12 protein-coding genes are annotated in these 15,536 nt (G+C 71.9%); 1 reads left to right on the top strand and 11 read right to left on the bottom strand.

Translation table 11 applies throughout. The features are described from left to right. Window positions 1–7: 7 nt before the first annotated feature. The 9 genes from ACIQ1J_RS24045 to ACIQ1J_RS24005 all read right to left on the bottom strand — a co-directional run bounded on the left by ACIQ1J_RS24045 (window position 8) and on the right by ACIQ1J_RS24005 (window position 11,482). Window positions 8–2,323 carry a xanthine dehydrogenase family protein molybdopterin-binding subunit gene (locus tag ACIQ1J_RS24045; protein WP_403559860.1) on the bottom strand — a complete coding sequence of 772 codons (2,316 nt, stop codon included), beginning with the start codon at window positions 2,321–2,323 and terminating at the stop codon, window positions 8–10. Next, window positions 2,320–4,407 carry a 2Fe-2S iron-sulfur cluster-binding protein gene (locus ACIQ1J_RS24040; protein WP_403559858.1) on the bottom strand — a complete coding sequence of 696 codons (2,088 nt, stop codon included), beginning with the start codon at window positions 4,405–4,407 and terminating at the stop codon, window positions 2,320–2,322. The genes ACIQ1J_RS24045 and ACIQ1J_RS24040 overlap by 4 nt, the downstream gene beginning before the upstream one ends. Continuing rightward, window positions 4,404–5,297, bottom strand: a complete 894-nt coding sequence (locus ACIQ1J_RS24035) for a xanthine dehydrogenase family protein subunit M (RefSeq protein WP_121747238.1) — start codon at window positions 5,295–5,297, stop codon at window positions 4,404–4,406. Before ACIQ1J_RS24035 ends, ACIQ1J_RS24040 begins: the two co-directional genes overlap by 4 nt. Window positions 5,298–5,652: 355 nt before the next feature. Next, window positions 5,653–7,266 (bottom strand): beta-N-acetylhexosaminidase, encoded by a 1,614-nt coding sequence (locus ACIQ1J_RS24030; protein WP_403559856.1) that lies wholly within the window; start codon window positions 7,264–7,266, stop codon window positions 5,653–5,655. A gap of 1 nt (window position 7,267) precedes the next feature. Next, window positions 7,268–8,113 carry a carbohydrate ABC transporter permease gene (locus ACIQ1J_RS24025; protein WP_121747240.1) on the bottom strand — a complete coding sequence of 282 codons (846 nt, stop codon included), beginning with the start codon at window positions 8,111–8,113 and terminating at the stop codon, window positions 7,268–7,270. Continuing rightward, complete coding sequence (locus ACIQ1J_RS24020; RefSeq protein ID WP_403559853.1) at window positions 8,110–9,075, bottom strand: carbohydrate ABC transporter permease; 966 nt, start codon at window positions 9,073–9,075, stop codon at window positions 8,110–8,112. The genes ACIQ1J_RS24025 and ACIQ1J_RS24020 overlap by 4 nt, the downstream gene beginning before the upstream one ends. After that, a complete protein-coding gene (locus ACIQ1J_RS24015) occupies window positions 9,072–10,370 on the bottom strand; it encodes an extracellular solute-binding protein (RefSeq protein ID WP_403559851.1) in 1,299 nt (432 codons plus the stop codon). The genes ACIQ1J_RS24020 and ACIQ1J_RS24015 overlap by 4 nt, the downstream gene beginning before the upstream one ends. Window positions 10,371–10,559: 189 nt before the next feature. Next, window positions 10,560–10,853 (bottom strand): DUF3039 domain-containing protein, encoded by a 294-nt coding sequence (locus ACIQ1J_RS24010; RefSeq protein WP_055417189.1) that lies wholly within the window; start codon window positions 10,851–10,853, stop codon window positions 10,560–10,562. A gap of 56 nt (window positions 10,854–10,909) precedes the next feature. After that, complete coding sequence (locus ACIQ1J_RS24005; RefSeq protein WP_210960737.1) at window positions 10,910–11,482, bottom strand: YqgE/AlgH family protein; 573 nt, start codon at window positions 11,480–11,482, stop codon at window positions 10,910–10,912. Between the two features lie 234 nt (window positions 11,483–11,716). On the opposite strand from ACIQ1J_RS24005, the gene murA reads away from it, so the two are divergent. Then, window positions 11,717–13,063: a UDP-N-acetylglucosamine 1-carboxyvinyltransferase gene (gene murA / locus ACIQ1J_RS24000; RefSeq protein WP_121747244.1), complete on the top strand. Its 1,347-nt coding sequence runs from the start codon at window positions 11,717–11,719 to the stop codon at window positions 13,061–13,063. Between the two features lie 163 nt (window positions 13,064–13,226). On the opposite strand, the gene ACIQ1J_RS23995 is transcribed toward murA, so the two are convergent. Both ACIQ1J_RS23995 and ACIQ1J_RS23990 read right to left on the bottom strand, forming a co-directional pair. Next, window positions 13,227–13,508, bottom strand: coding sequence for an HU family DNA-binding protein (locus ACIQ1J_RS23995; RefSeq protein ID WP_003950507.1), 282 nt, complete (start codon window positions 13,506–13,508; stop codon window positions 13,227–13,229). A 352-nt stretch (window positions 13,509–13,860) separates the two neighbouring features. Then, a complete protein-coding gene (locus ACIQ1J_RS23990) occupies window positions 13,861–15,276 on the bottom strand; it encodes an NAD-dependent malic enzyme (protein ID WP_403559847.1) in 1,416 nt (471 codons plus the stop codon). Window positions 15,277–15,536 lie beyond the last annotated feature (260 nt).

The raw sequence follows: 15,536 nt of genomic DNA, 5'->3' as shown, positions 1-15,536 counted from the left end.
CCCCCGGTCAGGCGGTGACCACCGCGGCCTGCGGGCGTATCGGGAGGCGGTTCACCGGGCGTCCCGTGGCCGCGCGCACGGCGGAGGCGACGGCCGCCGGGGACGCCACCACCGGTGCCGCGCTGACCGCCTTCGCGCCGAAGGGGGCGACCACGTCGCGTTCCTCGACGAGCTTCACGATCCGGATGTCCGGGGTGTCGAGCGCGGTGGGGAGGGCGTAGCCGGTGAGGTCCGGGTGGCGGATCAGGCCGCGCGGGGTGCGGAGGTTCTCCGTCAGCGCGATGCCCACGCCCTGGGTCACGCCCGCCTCGATCCGGGCGGTCAGCTGGGCCGGGTTCAGCACGCGGCCCACGTCCTGCGCGACGGCCAGTTCAACGACCCGTACCGAGCCGATCTCGATGTCGACGTCCACCACCGCGCGGATCGCGCAGAAGGCCATGCCGACGAAGGCGTCGCCCTGGCCCGCCTCGTCCAGCGGCTCGGTCGGGTGCGGGCGGCACTGGGCGGTGGCCCACAGTTCCTTGCCGTCCAGTGCCTCGGCGACCGTCGTCGACAGCACGCCGTCGTAGGAGGTGATCTTGCCGTCGGCGATCTGGAGCAGCTCGGTCGACATTCCGAACTGGTGCGCGAGGGGCTGGAGAAGCTGGGTGCGGACCATCTTGGCCGCCCGTTCCACCGCGCCGCCCGACACCCAGGTGTGGCGGCCCCGGCAGCCCGGGCCGGCCGGGGGCTGGTCGGTGTCGACGGGCGCCACCTGCACCTCGTCGACGCCGAGGGTGTCCTGGACGATCTGCCGGGCCAGGGTGGTGAAGCCCTGGCCGGTCTCGACCGCCGCGCACAGCACCGTCGCCACGCCGTCCTGGACCTTCACGGTGGCCGTGGAGACCTCGTCGGCGCCCTCGGCGCCCAGCATGTGCACCATGCCGATGCCGTAGCCCACGCCCCGGCGCACCGCGCCCGGCTCACCCGCGCCCTCGGGGCCGCCGGGCAGCAGCCACTCGTCCTCGGGCGTGTCCTTGGGCAGCGCGGGGAGCGGGAAGTCGCGGACCGCCTGGAGCAGTTCGGCGACGGGGGCGGGGCACGTGACCGTCTGGCCGGTGGGGAGCACGTCGCCCGTGGCCAGGGCGTTGCGCAGCCGCACCTCGGCCGGGTCCAGGCCGAGCTTCCTGGCGACCTTGTCCATCTGCGCCTCGTACGCGGCGCACACCTGCATGGCGCCCTCGCCGCGCACATGGCCGGAGGGCGGGTTGTTGGTGCGTACGGCCCAGCCCTCGATGAAGGCGTTGGGGACGACGTAGGGGCCGCAGGCGAACGCCACCGCGGCGGCCAGGGCGTCCGAGGAGGTGTCGGCGTAGGCGCCCGCGTCGAGCAGGATCTGCGCCTCGACCTTCACCACCCGGCCCTCGGCGTCCGCGTGGTGGCGGTAGCGCAGGAGGGTGGGGTGCCGGTGGACGTGGCCCAGGAAGGACTCCTCGCGCGTGGCGGTCAGTTTCACCGGGCAGCCGGTCTTCAGCGCCAGCAGGCCGAGCGGCAGCTGGAAGCCCTGGTCCTCGCGGTCGGCGGTGGCACCGGGCACCCCGGTGACGACGATCTTCACCTGATCGGGTGACAGGCCGTAGCAGGACGCGGCCGTGTCGCGGTCGGCGTGCGGATCGGTGGAGGCCAGGTACAGCTCCACGCCGCCGTCCGGGCGCGGCACCGCGAGGCCCGCCTCGGCGCCGATGGGCGCCGGGTCCTGGCGGCCGATGCGGTACAGGCCCTCGACGACGACCTCACCGGTCGCGTCCGGGTGGCCGTGGCGCAGCGGGATGTGCCGGATCAGGTTGCCGTCGGGGTGCAGCGGTTCGGCCTCGAAGGCCTGCTCCGGGTCGGTCACCGGGTCGAGCACCTCGTACTCGACGATGACGGCGGCGGCGGCCATCCGCGCGGTGTCCGGGTGGTCGGCGGCGACGGCGGCGATGGGCTCGCCGTGGTGGCGTACGGCCTCGGAGGCGAACACCGGGCGGTCGGCCCGGCCGCCGCGTCCGTGCAGCGGGGCGCCGGGTACGTCCTCGTGCGTGACGACCGCCCGTACGCCGGGCATCTCGCGCGCGTGGGTGGTGTCGATGGACACGATGCGCGCGTGCGGGTGCGGCGAGCGCAGGACGGCAGCCCACAGCAGGCCCTCGGCCCACAGGTCGGCGGCGTACGGGAAGGTGCCCTCCGTCTTGGCGCGGGCGTCGGCGGGCGGCAGGGACGCCCCGAGGCCGTGCGGGATCGGCTCGGCGACGGGGGTCGCCTCATCGGTTCCCGCGGCCTCCGCAGTCCCGGCGTCGTTGCTCACGCGTGGCCTCCGTCCTGGCCGTTCTCACCGTAGGGCTGGTCGTGCGGTCCCGGGGCGTCCGGTGTGCCCGGCGGTCCCTGGGGCTCGAACGCCGACGGGTTGACGCCGCCCGCGCCCGGACCCGCCTGGTGCGGGATGCGGGGCTCGTCGGCGTCCGGCGTCCCGGCCGCGTCGGCGGTGGCGTGCGCCTCGCGCTCGGCGACGACCTCCTTCACCGCCTCCAGGACGCCCCGGTAGCCGGAGCAGCGGCAGAGGTTGCCGCACAGGGCCTGCCGGGCCTCCAGTTCGGTCGGCGCCGGGTTGCCCTCGAGGAGGTTGTGCAGGGTCATCGCCATGCCGGGCACGCAGAATCCGCACTGCACCGCGCCGCGCCGGGCGAGCGCCCGCTGCACGTCCGACGGCCGTCCGTCGGCGGCGAGGCCCTCGACCGTACGCACCTCGCTGCCGGCACTGGTGACGGCCGGGACCAGGCAGGAGGCGACCAGCCGGCCGTCGACCTGCACGTTGCAGGCGCCGCACTCGCCCTGCGAGCAGCCGTCCTTGGCGCCCGCGAGGCCGAGCCGCTCACGCAGCACGTACAGCAGCGACTCGCCGATCCAGGCGTCGGTGACGGGCCGGTCGGCGCCGTTGACGCGCAGCACGTAGGAGGCGAGGGGGTGTTCCTCGTGCGGTCCGGCTGGGGCCCGCTCCTGAGAGGCGGCCGGGTCGGCCGCGGCGGCCAGGGCGGCCGGGGCGGTCTCGGAGGCCGGGTCGGTCTCGGCGGCCGGGTCGGTCTCGGAGGCGGAGACGGCCGGGTCGGTCTCGGAGGCGGCCGGGTGGCTCTCGGTCCGGGGGGCGGTGCGGGGCTCCGCCTCCGGGTCCCGCTCACGCTCCTGCCCGTACTCCTGCTCCTGCCCCGGCCCCTCCTGCCCCGGCCCCTCCTGCTCCTGCCCCGGCTCCCGCTCCTGCCCGGGCTCCGGCTCCCGCTCCTGCCCGGGCTCCGGCTCGCGCTCCTGCGCGGCGGTCGGCGCCGGGCCCGTCACGGGCCCCTCGGCGGCCTCCGGGCCGGATTCCGCCGCCACGTCCTCGCCGGTGCCCGCGGGGGGCTCTACGGGCCCCTCGAAGGCCTCCTCGGCACCCTGGGGCTCGTCGGTCGCCGGCTCGCCGGCCACCGTCCCGGCGGCCGCCGATGCCGAGGGCCCTGCCTCCGCGGTGGGTTCCGCGGGCGCGACGTACGGACCCGCCGCCGGCTCGGGCCCCCCGGGTGCGGAGGTGGCCGCTTCGGACGGCCGTTCCACGCCGCCCGGTGCGGCCTCGGCCGCGCGATCGCCCCAAGGCTGTCCGGCCGGCTGGGTCGCCCAGGGCGCGGGGGCGCCGCCGGGCAGGGTGGCCGGTGCGGTGCCACCCCACTGCTCAGCCAGGGTCGACTGGGTGAATTCGCCCGACTCGTCCGGCAGGTCGCCGTCGGCGACGGGAATGGACCACTGCCCGGTCACGTCCTGCCCGGTCACGTCCTGGCCGGCCATGTCCTGGCCGGACGCGGCATCCGGCTCGGGCGCGGTGCCGCCGGAGGCCGTGGCCGCGGCCTCGGAGAAGTCCCACTGGCCGGTTGTCCCGGGCCGGTACGTGAACCGGTCGCCCTGCCCGGCGTGCACGTCGTACGGCGCGTTCGTGTCGTACGGCGCGCTCCCGCCGTACGGGTCCTGCTGCGGGTACTCGGCATACCCCTGGTGAGCGGCGGGCTCCCGCCCCGCGTCCGGGACGTGCCACTGCGTGCCGTCCACGGGTGCGGCCGGCACCGCCCAGGTGCCGGTGGCCGCCGGGTCGGTGCCGGCCGTGGTGGCGGGCGCGACGGTGATCTGCGGCGGCACATAGCCGTGCCCGGGTGCGGCGAGCGGGCTGTCGGCGGAGGCGAGGAGCGCGTCCACGCCGCCCTCGGGAAGCTTCACGAAGGCGGTGGCGCCGTCGTCGTAGTCGCCCTGGGGCAGCGGGTCCCAGCGTCCGCCGCTCGGGGGTGCGCCCCCTCCGTACTGATCGCCGTACTGATCGCCGTACTGATCGCCGTACTGATCGCCGTGCCGGTCGTCGTGCTGGTCGTCGGTCACGACAGCGCCCTCCCCAGTGCTCGTCGGGCCAGCGCGGCGACGGTGCGCCGCAGGTGCAGTACGGCCGGCGGGAGCTGCGGTACGGAGCCGTCCTCGGCCGGGGCCGCGTCGGGGATGCAGGCGGCGGCGACGTACTCGCCGAAGGCGCTCAGCGCCTCCGGGACGATCGCGCGGCCGTTGTCCCAGTCGATGAGGGAGGCCACCCACTGCTCGGCCTCCAGGGGGCGCAGCGGCATCGGCGCGATGGCGCCGACGGCGCACCGCACCCCGCGCCGGGCGGGGTCGAGCACCAGCGACACGGAGGCCATCGCGCGGCCCGGGCCGGTCCGGCCGGTCGCCTTCAGGAAGACCTGCGGCGCGTGCAGCAGCGGCACGCGCACGTAGCCGATGAGTTCGCCCGCGCGGAGCATCTCCATGCCGGCCAGCAGGTGCGACACCGGCATTTCGCGGCGGGCCCCGTCCGGGCCCGCGATGATCAGCGTCGCCTCCAGCGCGGCCAGCACCGGCAGCGCGTCGCCGGTGGGGGCGGCCGAGGCGATGTTGCCGCCCAGGGTGCCCGCGTTGCGGATCTGCGGGGGCCCGGCGGCGCGCGCGGCGGCGGCGAGCGCCGGGATGAGCGCGGCGAAGTCGGGGCGGCCCATGCGGGCGTGGGTGAGTCCCGCGCCCAGCAGCGCGTGACCGTCCTGGTACTGCCAGCCGCGGATCTCGCTGATCCGGCCGAGGCCCACCAGCGCGGCGGGCCTGAGCTGGCCGGAGTTGACGGCGGTCATCAGGTCGGTGCCGCCCGCGACCGGAACGGCGGCGGGCATGGCGGCCAGTGCCGCCACGGCCTCGTCCAGTGTCGTGGGCAGCGTGACGGCCTGCGCCGCCTGCGGTGCGTGCGTGGTCAAACCGACTGCCCCTTCCCGCTGTCCCACCTGGTCCCGCCCATGTGGCCGTACGGTACGACCTCACAGGGCGGACGTGGCAACTCTGGCACATCTTTGCAGGGCCCGAACGCGGGGGTCCGCTAGGAGGCATTCGCCCACCTCGTCGGCGAGATGGTCTGATTTCACACCGGATCTCCGTCAATCAGCCGACAATCAGACGTGAGCGCGATGAGCGCGAGTTGCCACTCCTCTGTGGCGTTTCGGGGCTTTCTCCTTACTTGTGCGCCCTACTTGTGCGTCTTGGCTGTGCGTCTTGGCTGCTCGTTGTCTGTCCGCCTTGTCTGCCCGCCTTGCCTGTCCGCCTTGTCTGCCCGCCTTACTTGTCCGGCGGCGGTCCGTCGATCGGCCGGCCGAGCACACCGGGCCGCCGCTGCCAGGGCAGCGGACCCCCGGGCGGCCGGTAGCCGACGCCCAGGGCGTCAAGTCGCCGGTAGTGGGCGGTCATCCGGCGCTCGAAGCCGGCGAAGTCCCGGTCGGCCGGGGCGGGCAGGGCACTCCAGGCGACCTCGGCGAACGCGGCGAGCCTCGGGAACGTCTGGTAGTCCACGCGCGCCTGGTTCTCCATCACCTCGGTCCACACGTTCGCCTGGGTGCCGAGCACGTGTCCGGACTCGTCCGGCGTCAGCTCCGCGGGCACCGGCTCGAACCGGTAGACGTCCTCCAGGGTGCGCACGAAGCCGATCGGCACGGGTTCGTCCTCGCCCGCGTGCTGCCGGTGATCCAGGTACACCTGCTGCTCGGGGCACATGACGACGTCGTGTCCCGCGCGCGCGGCGGCGACCCCGCCGGCGTACCCGCGCCAGGAGGACACGGCCGCGCCCTTGGCCAGTCCTCCCTCCAGGATCTCGTCCCAGCCGATGAGCCGCCGTCCGCGTTCGGCGAGCCAGGTGTCGAAGTGCTGGATGAACCAGGCCTGGAGTTCGTCCTCGTCGGCGAGGGCGAGTTCCTCGATGCGCGCCTGCGCGGTGGCCGAGCGCCGCCACTGGTCCTTGGGGCATTCGTCGCCGCCGATGTGGATGAACTCCGAGGGGAAAAGCTCCAGGAGTTCCTCGAACACGCCCTCGTAGAAGCGCAGTGTGTTCTCGGTGGGGGCGAGTACGTTCGGGGAGACACCCCAGGTGTCCCAGACGGAGAGGGCGGTGGTGTCGATCACGTCGGTGTTGCCGAGTTCCGGATACGCGGCGATGGCGGCCTGCGAGTGTCCGGGTACGTCGATTTCGGGGACGACGGTGATGTGCCGCTCGGCGGCGTAGGCGACGATCTCCCGGATGTCGTCCTGGGTGTAGAAACCGCCGTGGGGTTTGTCCTCCCAGAGCGGCGAGGCGCGGTGGCCGTATTTGGTGCGCGCCCGCCAGGAGCCGGTCCCGGTGAGCTTCGGACGGCGTTTGACCTCCACGCGCCAGCCCTGGTCGTCGGTCAGATGGAAGTGCAGGACGTTGAGTTTGTGGGCGGCCATCAGGTCCAGGTAACGCAGGACGCCTTCCTTGGGCATGAAGTGCCGGGCGACGTCCAGCATCAGGCCGCGCCAGCGGAAGCGGGGCGCGTCCTCGATGCGGACCAGCGGCAGCCGCCACCGGCGGTCGGGCAGGGGCGCGCGCCGGAAGGCGTCCGGGCCGAGCAGTTGCCGGAGCGTCTGAGCGCCCCAGAAGAGGCCGTCCGGACCACCGCCCGTCAGGTGCACGCCCGTCGGTTCGACGACGAGGCGGTATCCCTCGGCGTCCAGCTCACCGTCGAGGGACAGGCGGACGACGTCGTCGCCCCCCGGCCCGGGCGCGAGCGGCAGGCCGGTCGCGGCGCCCAGCGTGGCGCGCAGCCAGCGCTCGGTGTGCTCCGTACCGCCGTCCGCCACCATCTTGGTGTCCGGGCCGAGCCCGAAGAAGTCGTTCTCGTGGTCGGTCACTTGCCGTGGCTGGGGAATCACGTCTGTCACGTCAGTCCTTCACCGCTCCGCCGAGGCCGGAGACGAGTCGTCGTTGCACGAGTACGAAGAAGACCAGCACCGGAATCGTCATCACCGTGGACGCGGCCATCACACCGCCCCAGTCGGGGTCGTCCGGCTTGTAGAAGACCAGCAGCGCCATCGGCAGCGTCGACTGGGAGGTGTCGCTGATGATGAACGACTTGGCGAACAGGAAGTCGTTCCAGGTCGAGATGAAGGAGAAGACGCTGGTGGCCACCAGCCCCGGGAAGACCAGCGGGAAGAGGATCTGCCACAGGAACCGGGCCCGGCTCGCCCCGTCGATGTAGGCGGCCTCCTCCAGGGCCTCCGGCACGGCTTTCACGAACCCTCGCAGCATCCAGATCGCGAACGGCAGCGAGAAGGCGATGTGGGGCAGGATCAGCGACCCCAGCGTGTTCAGCTGGCCGAAGTCCCGCATGAGGAAGAACAGCGGGATGGTGAGCGCCTCCACGGGCACCATCTGGGCCACCAGGAACATGATCAGCAGGGTGGTCCGGAAACGGAACCGGAAACGCGTCACCGCGGTCGCCGCGAGGAACGCGATCAGTGCCGAGGCGATCACGACGGTGCCCGCCACGAGCAGGCTGTTGAGAAAGTAGCGACCGAATTCCTGCTGCCCGAAGACCCGCCGGAAGGAATCGAGCGAAGGCGCCAGGGTCCACGGACGCGGCTCGCTCGACTCGATCTCCCCGGCCGGTTTGAAGGCACTCAGCACCATCCAGTACAGCGGGAAGGCCACCACGACCGCGATCAGCAGTGCCGAGGCCTCGGCCGCCAGCCGCCACGGACGGCGCACACGCGCGCGCGGAAGATTCACAGCTCCTCCCCTTGGCGGCGCAGCAGCCGCAGGTAGACCAGCGTCACGGCGAGCAGGATCAGCAGCATCACGACGCCGATCGCCGAGCCGAGGCTGTACTGCGAGGACGCGAACGCCTTCTGGTAGGCGTAGACGTTGAGGACGAGGTTCTGGCCGGCGATGCCGCCTCCGTTGGTCATGACGTAGATCTGGGTGAAGACCTTGAAGTCCCAGATGACCGACTGGATGGTGACGACGACCAGGATCGGCCGGAGCATCGGGGCGAGCACCGACCGCCAGATGCGCCACTGCGAGGCGCCGTCCAGAGCGGCGGCCTCCAGCACCTCGGCCGGCACGGCGCGGATCCCGGCGTAGACGGTGACCATGACGAACGGGAAGGAGCACCAGACCACTTCGAGCAGGACGAGCGCGAAGGCGCTGAAGCGCCCGTACGTCCAGGAGTGGTCGCCGAGGCCCAGCATCCGGTTGACCGGCCCGAAGTCCGGGTCGAACAGCAGCAGCCACACCGTCGACCCGGTGACCGCCGGGGTCGCCCAGGCTCCGAGGGCGGCCATCATCAGCGCGAGCCGGGGCAGGGCACGCACCCGAGTGAGCAGCACGGCGAGCGCACACCCGACGGCCAGCGTCGACACCACACAGGCCGCCGCGAACACGACGGTGGCGAGCAGCACCCGCCAGAACTGACCGTCCCCGAACAACTCGGCGTAGTTCCCGAACCCTTGGAAGGTGGTCGGCTCCCCACCGGACACCTGGGCCTGCGTGTACTCCAGGAAGGAGATCAGCCCAAGCTGATAGACGGGGTAGACCAGCAACCCACCGAGGACAACGAGAGCGGGCGCGAGATACAGCCAAGGAACACTGGAGGAGCGCCCGAAGGGGCGCGGGGAACGGCGCGACCAGCCACCACGGCCCCGCGGCCGCGAACGCACCGCACCCCCCGAGCCACTGAGCACCGCCCTCACCCGGCGGAGCCGAACGCGTCGTCCATCTTCCGAGCCGCGTCCCCGGCGGCAGCGCCCACGTCCTTCTTGCCGCTGACCACCTCCTGGAACATCGTCGGCAGCACCTGCGACGAGTCGATGGCCGCCCACGCCGCCGAGGCCGGCACGAACTTCGTGCCCGCGGCGAGGGTGTCGACGAACGGCTTCACGAACGGCTCCTCGGCCGCGACCCGCTGCCGTACGTCCGTGAAGGTCGGCAGGAAGCCCATCGCCTCGAACATCTGGCCCTGCGCCTGCTTCGACGCGAGCCGCTTCATCAGGTCGACGGCGAGGGTGCGGTGCGACGTGCTCTTCAGGACGCCGATGTTGTTGCCGCCCGCGAAGGCCGGGGCGATCGAGCCCGGCTCCACGCCCGGCAGCGGCACGACCGCGTACTTGCCCTTCACCTTCCCGGCCTCCACGGCCTGGCGGCTGAAGTCGCCGCCGATCGCCATGGCCGCCTTGCCGGAGGCGAACGCGGTGACGGTGTCGTTGCCCCCCATGCCGGCGCACTTCGCGGCGGGGCAGTTGTCGTCGCCGAAGAGGGACGTGTACGCCTTGATGCCCTTCCGGGCTGCGGCGCTGTCGATCGCCGAGGCGTACGAGCCGCCCTTGCCGGTGGCGAGTTCGCCGCCGCCCGCCCAGAGGAAGGGCATCGCGCCGTAGGTGTAGGCGCCGCCGACCGCGATGCCGTAGAGGTCGGGCTTCGCGGCGCGGACCTTCCTCGCGGTGGACGCCAGTTCGTCCAGCGATTCGGGGGCCTCGATGCCGAGTTCGTCGAAGACGTCGGTCCGGTAGTACAGGGCGCGGACGCCGACGAAGTAGGGGGCGCCGTAGATCTTGCCGTCCACGGTGACGGACTGCCGGGCGGTGGGGTCGGCGTCCTTGGCCTCGTCCCAGGCCCCGAAGTCCTCGGTGACGTCCATCAGCCCGCCGTCCTTGACGTAGCCGGCGGTGTCGGTGTTGCCGTACTCGATGACGTCGGGGGCACTGTCGGGGTCGTTGAAGGCGGCCTTGATGCGCTGGGCGCGGGTCTCGACGGGGATGTACTCGACGTCGACCTCGGTGCCCTCGTGCGCCTTCTCGAAGTCGGCCAGGACCGCGTCGACGACCTTCTCCTTCGGCTTGGTGTTGACCTCCTGGAAGAGCCAGACCCGTAGCGTGCCGCTCTTCTCGTCCTTGCCGGAGGAGGAGTTGTCGGACGTCTGGGGGGCGCAGGCGGTCGCGGTGACGACGGCGGCGGCCAGCAATACGGCCAGGCGGGGGGCGAGCTTCATGGAGTGTTCCTCCGGGCGTGCGTTGCAACATACGCAATGACAGTTTCGCTCTGCACAACACCCAGGAGGTTATGGAGTACATGAACATGTCCACAAGAGGTCTCAACCACTTCGTGACAACGCGAAGGCCCCCGGAGTGCGCGCGGGCACACTCCGGGGGCCTTCGGAAGAACTCGGCCGGAAGGGCTGCTACTTCTTGTCGCCGCCCTTGCCGCCCTTGCCCTCGTCTCCGCCGCCGCTCATGGACTCGTAGATCTCCTTGCACATGGGGCAGACCGGGTACTTCTTCGGGTCGCGGCCCGGTACCCAGACCTTGCCGCACAGCGCCACGACGGGGGTGCCGTCGAGGGCGCTCGCCATGATCTTGTCCTTCTGGACGTAATGGGCGAAGCGCTCGTGGTCACCGTCACCGTGGGAGGTCTGCGGTGTCGGCTCTACGAGGGTCCCCGTACCAGTCCCGCGCTCGGGCTCGAGAGTGCTCATGCATGCCAGGGTACTGAAAGCCCGGGTATCGAAGCTCACACGCTCCGGCCGGGAGATCAGTTGAGCGAGGGGTCGTCCGGGTACGTCGCCACCATCGCCAGGTCGCCCCGCTGGCGGCGCAGCACCTCGCGCCAGAGCCTCTCGGGCACCGGGCAGGACACGTCGCCGGGCTCGGACTCCACCACGTACCAGGCACCCTCCGACAGCTCGTCCTCCAGCTGACCGGGGCCCCAGCCCGCGTACCCGGCGAAGATCCGCAGGGCGCCCACGGCGGGCGCCAGCAGCTCCGGCGGCGCCTCCAGGTCCACCAGCCCGATCGCGCCGTGCACCCGGCGCCAGCCCAGCGGCGCCCGCTCGCCGGACGCCCCGCCGGGGACGACGGCCACGCCCAGCGCCGAGTCGAGCGACACCGGGCCGCCCTGGAAGACGACGCCGGGTTCGCCGGTCAGGTCCGCCCAGCCCTCCAGGATGTCGCCCACGCCGACCGGCGTGGGACGGTTGAGGACGACGCCGAGGGAACCCTCCTCGTCGTGGTCGAGAAGGAGCACCACCGCACGCTCGAAGTTCGGGTCCGCCAGGGCGGGCGTTGCCACGAGCAGCCGCCCCGTGAGCGAGGACACCTCGGTCATGCCTGACATGATCCCGCATGTTCCCCTCCCGTGGGGAGGCAATCGGGGGCACGGGGGTGAACACGTGCGCCCTGCGCGCGCCGCCGCCGTGACCGCCCGTGCCCGGCGGTGAACGGTTCGTGTTGTGACAAACCCATGACGTTGCCGGACCGTGCACAGGCTTACTGAAGGGGGGTACAAGGCGATTACCCTTTCCCTTCTGGCCCCTGCCCAACCCCACGGAACGCGAGATTCATGACCGTCAACGGCGCTGATGACGTACTGCTTGTCCACGGCGGAACCCCGCTGGAGGGCGAGCTCCGGGTCCGCGGTGCGAAGAACCTCGTGCCGAAGGCCATGGTGGCCGCCCTGCTGGGCAGTGCGCCGAGCCGGCTGCGCAACGTGCCGGACATCCGCGACGTGCGGGTCGTACGCGGACTGCTGCAACTGCACGGGGTGACCGTCCGCCCGGGAGAGGAGCCCGGCGAGCTGGTGCTCGACCCCTCGCACGTGGAGAGCGCGAACGTCGCCGACATCGACGCCCACGCGGGCTCGTCGCGCATCCCGATCCTGTTCTGCGGCCCCCTGCTGCACCGCCTCGGCCACGCGTTCATCCCGGGCCTGGGCGGCTGCGACATCGGCGGCCGGCCCATCGACTTCCACTTCGAGGTGCTGCGGCAGTTCGGCGCGAAGATCGAGAAGCGTGCGGACGGCCAGTACCTGGAGGCCCCGCAGCGGCTGCGCGGTACGAAGATCAACCTGCCGTACCCGTCCGTCGGCGCGACCGAGCAGGTGCTGCTGACGGCCGTGCTGGCCGAGGGCGTCACGGAGCTGTCCAACGCGGCCGTGGAGCCGGAGATCGAGGACCTGATCTGCGTACTGCAGAAAATGGGCGCGATCATCGCGATGGACACCGACCGCACGATCCGCATCACCGGTGTGGACGAGCTGGGCGGCTACACCCACCGGGCCCTCTCGGACCGCCTGGAAGCCGCCTCCTGGGCCTCGGCGGCGCTGGCGACCGAGGGGAACGTCTACGTCCGCGGCGCCCAGCAGCGCTCGATGATGACGTTCCTGAACACCTACCGGAAGGTGGGCGGTGCCTTCGAGATCGACGACGAGGGCATCCGCTTCTGGCACCCGGGCGGTCAGCTGAAGTCCATCGCCCTGGAGACGGACGTCCACCCCGGCTTCCAGACGGACTGGCAGCAGCCTCTGGTGGTCGCCCTGACGCAGGCCACGGGCCTGTCCATCGTCCACGAGACGGTCTACGAGTCGCGGCTGGGCTTCACCTCCGCGCTCAACCAGATGGGCGCCCACATCCAGCTCTACCGCGAATGCCTGGGCGGCTCGCACTGCCGCTTCGGCCAGCGCAACTTCCTGCACTCGGCCGTCGTGTCGGGACCGACCAAGCTGGAGGGCGCCGACCTGGTCATCCCCGACCTGCGCGGCGGCTTCTCCTACCTCATCGCCGCCCTCGCGGCCCAGGGCACCTCCCGGGTCCACGGCATCGACCTGATCAACCGGGGCTACGAGAACTTCATGGAGAAGCTCGTGGAACTGGGCGCGAAGGTCGAACTGCCGGGCAAGGCGCTCGGCTGACGGCGGCACAACGCCGATGGGGCGGTCACCCGAACCCGGGTGACCGCCCCATCGGCGTTGTGCTGAGCGCCCCGGAAGGGGCGCGGGGAACTGCGCGACCAGCCGCATGCGGCCCGCAGGCCACGCGACGGCCCGCAGTCACCCTGCGCTCCGGGCGGAGCGGTTACTTGCCCTTGGCGGCTTCCTTGAGCTTCGAGCCCGCCGAGACCTTGACGCTGTAGCCGGCCGGGATCTGGATCGGCTCGCCGGTCTGCGGGTTGCGGGCGGTGCGAGCGGCACGGTGGGTGCGCTCGAAGGTCAGGAAGCCGGGGATGGTGACCTTCTCGTCGCCCTTGGAGACGATGTCGCCGACAACCTCGGCGAACGCGGCCAGCACGGCGTCGGCGTCCTTGCGGGTCACCTCGGCGCGGTCGGCCAGCGCGGCCACCAGCTCACTGCGGTTCATGTTGTTACTCCCGTGTTCTTCTTGCCGTTGAGGCGTGCCACGCGGCGGAGCCGCATGTTGGGCACAGCGATGCCGATGCTGCCAGGGTCCTCGGACACTCCCCGGACCCGGGTCGGTCGTCAGACCCTCGCGCCCAGGGAGGCATCCTGCCTCCACCTGCGGCGGTAAAGCCAATCCGGCACCCCCAGGAGTCGTGAGAACACCCTTGGGAGTCACACGCCGAGAGGGCCTGAGCCTTGCGCCACCCTAGAGGGCGATCCGAGGCCCGACATCCCGCGACGCGCCGGAGGGGCGGCCCGCCGTGGTGATCCTCACCACCACGCCACCGGCCGCCTTCCCCCGCCGGGGGGACCTACGCCACCACTCCGGCGGCCTTCGCCGCGTCCCGTACGGCGCCCGCGACGGCACCGGCGACCTTGTCGTTGAAGACGGACGGGATGATGTAGTTCGGGTTGATCTCGTCCTCGGTCACCACGTCCGCGAGGGCGTGCGCGGCGGCCAGCATCATCTCGGTGTTGACCGTGCGGGACTGCGCGTCCAGCAGGCCCCGGAACACGCCCGGGAAGACCAGCACGTTGTTGATCTGGTTCGGGAAGTCGGAGCGGCCGGTGGCGACGACCGCCGCGGTCTGGCGGGCGATCGCCGGGTCGACCTCGGGGTCGGGGTTCGCGAGCGCGAACACGATCGCGCCGTCGGCCATGGCGGCCACGTCGTCGCCGTCCAGGACGTTCGGGGCCGAGACGCCGATGAAGACGTCGGCGCCGTGCACGGCCTCCTTCAGGGTGCCGGTGAGGCCCTCGGGGTTGGTGTTGTCGGCGATCCAGCGCAGCGCCGACTCCGGGGCGGCGTCGACCAGGTCCGCGCGGCCCGCGTGCACGACGCCGTGGATGTCGGCGACGACGGCGTCCTTCACGCCCGCGGCGATCAGCAGCTTGAGGATGGCCGTACCCGCCGCGCCGGCGCCGGACATGACGACCCGTACGTTCTCGATGGGCTTGTCGACGACGCGCAGGGCGTTGGTCAGGGCGGCGAGGACGACGATGGCGGTGCCGTGCTGGTCGTCGTGGAAGACGGGGATGTCGAGGGCCTCGCGCAGCCGGGCCTCGATCTCGAAGCAGCGCGGCGCGGAGATGTCCTCCAGGTTGATGCCCGCGAAGCCCGGGGCGATGGCCTTGACGATCTCGACGATCGCGTCGGTGTCCTGCGTGTCGAGGCAGAGCGGCCAGGCGTCGATACCGGCGAAGCGCTTGAACAGGGCCGCCTTGCCCTCCATCACCGGCAGCGCGGCCTTCGGGCCGATGTTGCCGAGGCCCAGCACCGCGGAGCCGTCGGTCACGACCGCCACGGAGTTGCGCTTGATCGTCAGGCGGCGGGCGTCCTCGGGGTTCTCGGCGATCGCCATGCAGACGCGGGCCACACCCGGCGTGTAGATCATGGACAGGTCGTCACGGTTGCGGATGGGGTGCTTCGACGCCATCTCGATCTTGCCGCCGAGGTGCATGAGGAAGGTACGGTCGGAGACCTTGCCCAGGCTGACGCCCTCGATGCCGCGCAGCTGCTCCACGATCTCGTCGGCGTGCGAGGTCGAGCCGGCGGCGATGGTGACGTCGATACGGAGCTTGTCGTGGCCGGAGGCCGTGACGTCGAGGCCGGTGACGGAGCCACCGGCGGACTCCACCGCGGTGGTGAGCTGCGAGACCGCTGTCCCGCCCGCGGGCACCTCCAGTCGGACCGTCATCGAGTAGGAGACGCTGGGCGCCGTTGCCATGGCCGACTTCCTCTGCTTTCACCGTGTCACTGCGTTTGTGCCGTCCGATCGTCGCACCTACCACTGAGTACGTGGTAGCCACCCCGGATTGCGAACTTTGTGTTCGCGCACCGTCTCCGTCGGACCTCGAAGCACTTTCGGAAAACGACTTCCACCATACGAGAAGCTGCGGGTGGACGGAAGAGGGGGACCGGCCCGGGAAAGAACCCGCGGGACGGGAATTGTCTTGCGGGGATCGTTTGTTACCTTGGACGTGGCAC

This window comes from Streptomyces sp. NPDC097107, assembly GCF_044762405.1.
Classification (GTDB): domain Bacteria; phylum Actinomycetota; class Actinomycetes; order Streptomycetales; family Streptomycetaceae; genus Streptomyces; species Streptomyces thinghirensis.
Note: the sequence above shows the minus strand (reverse complement) of the source record. Positions and strands in the feature narration are given on the sequence as shown.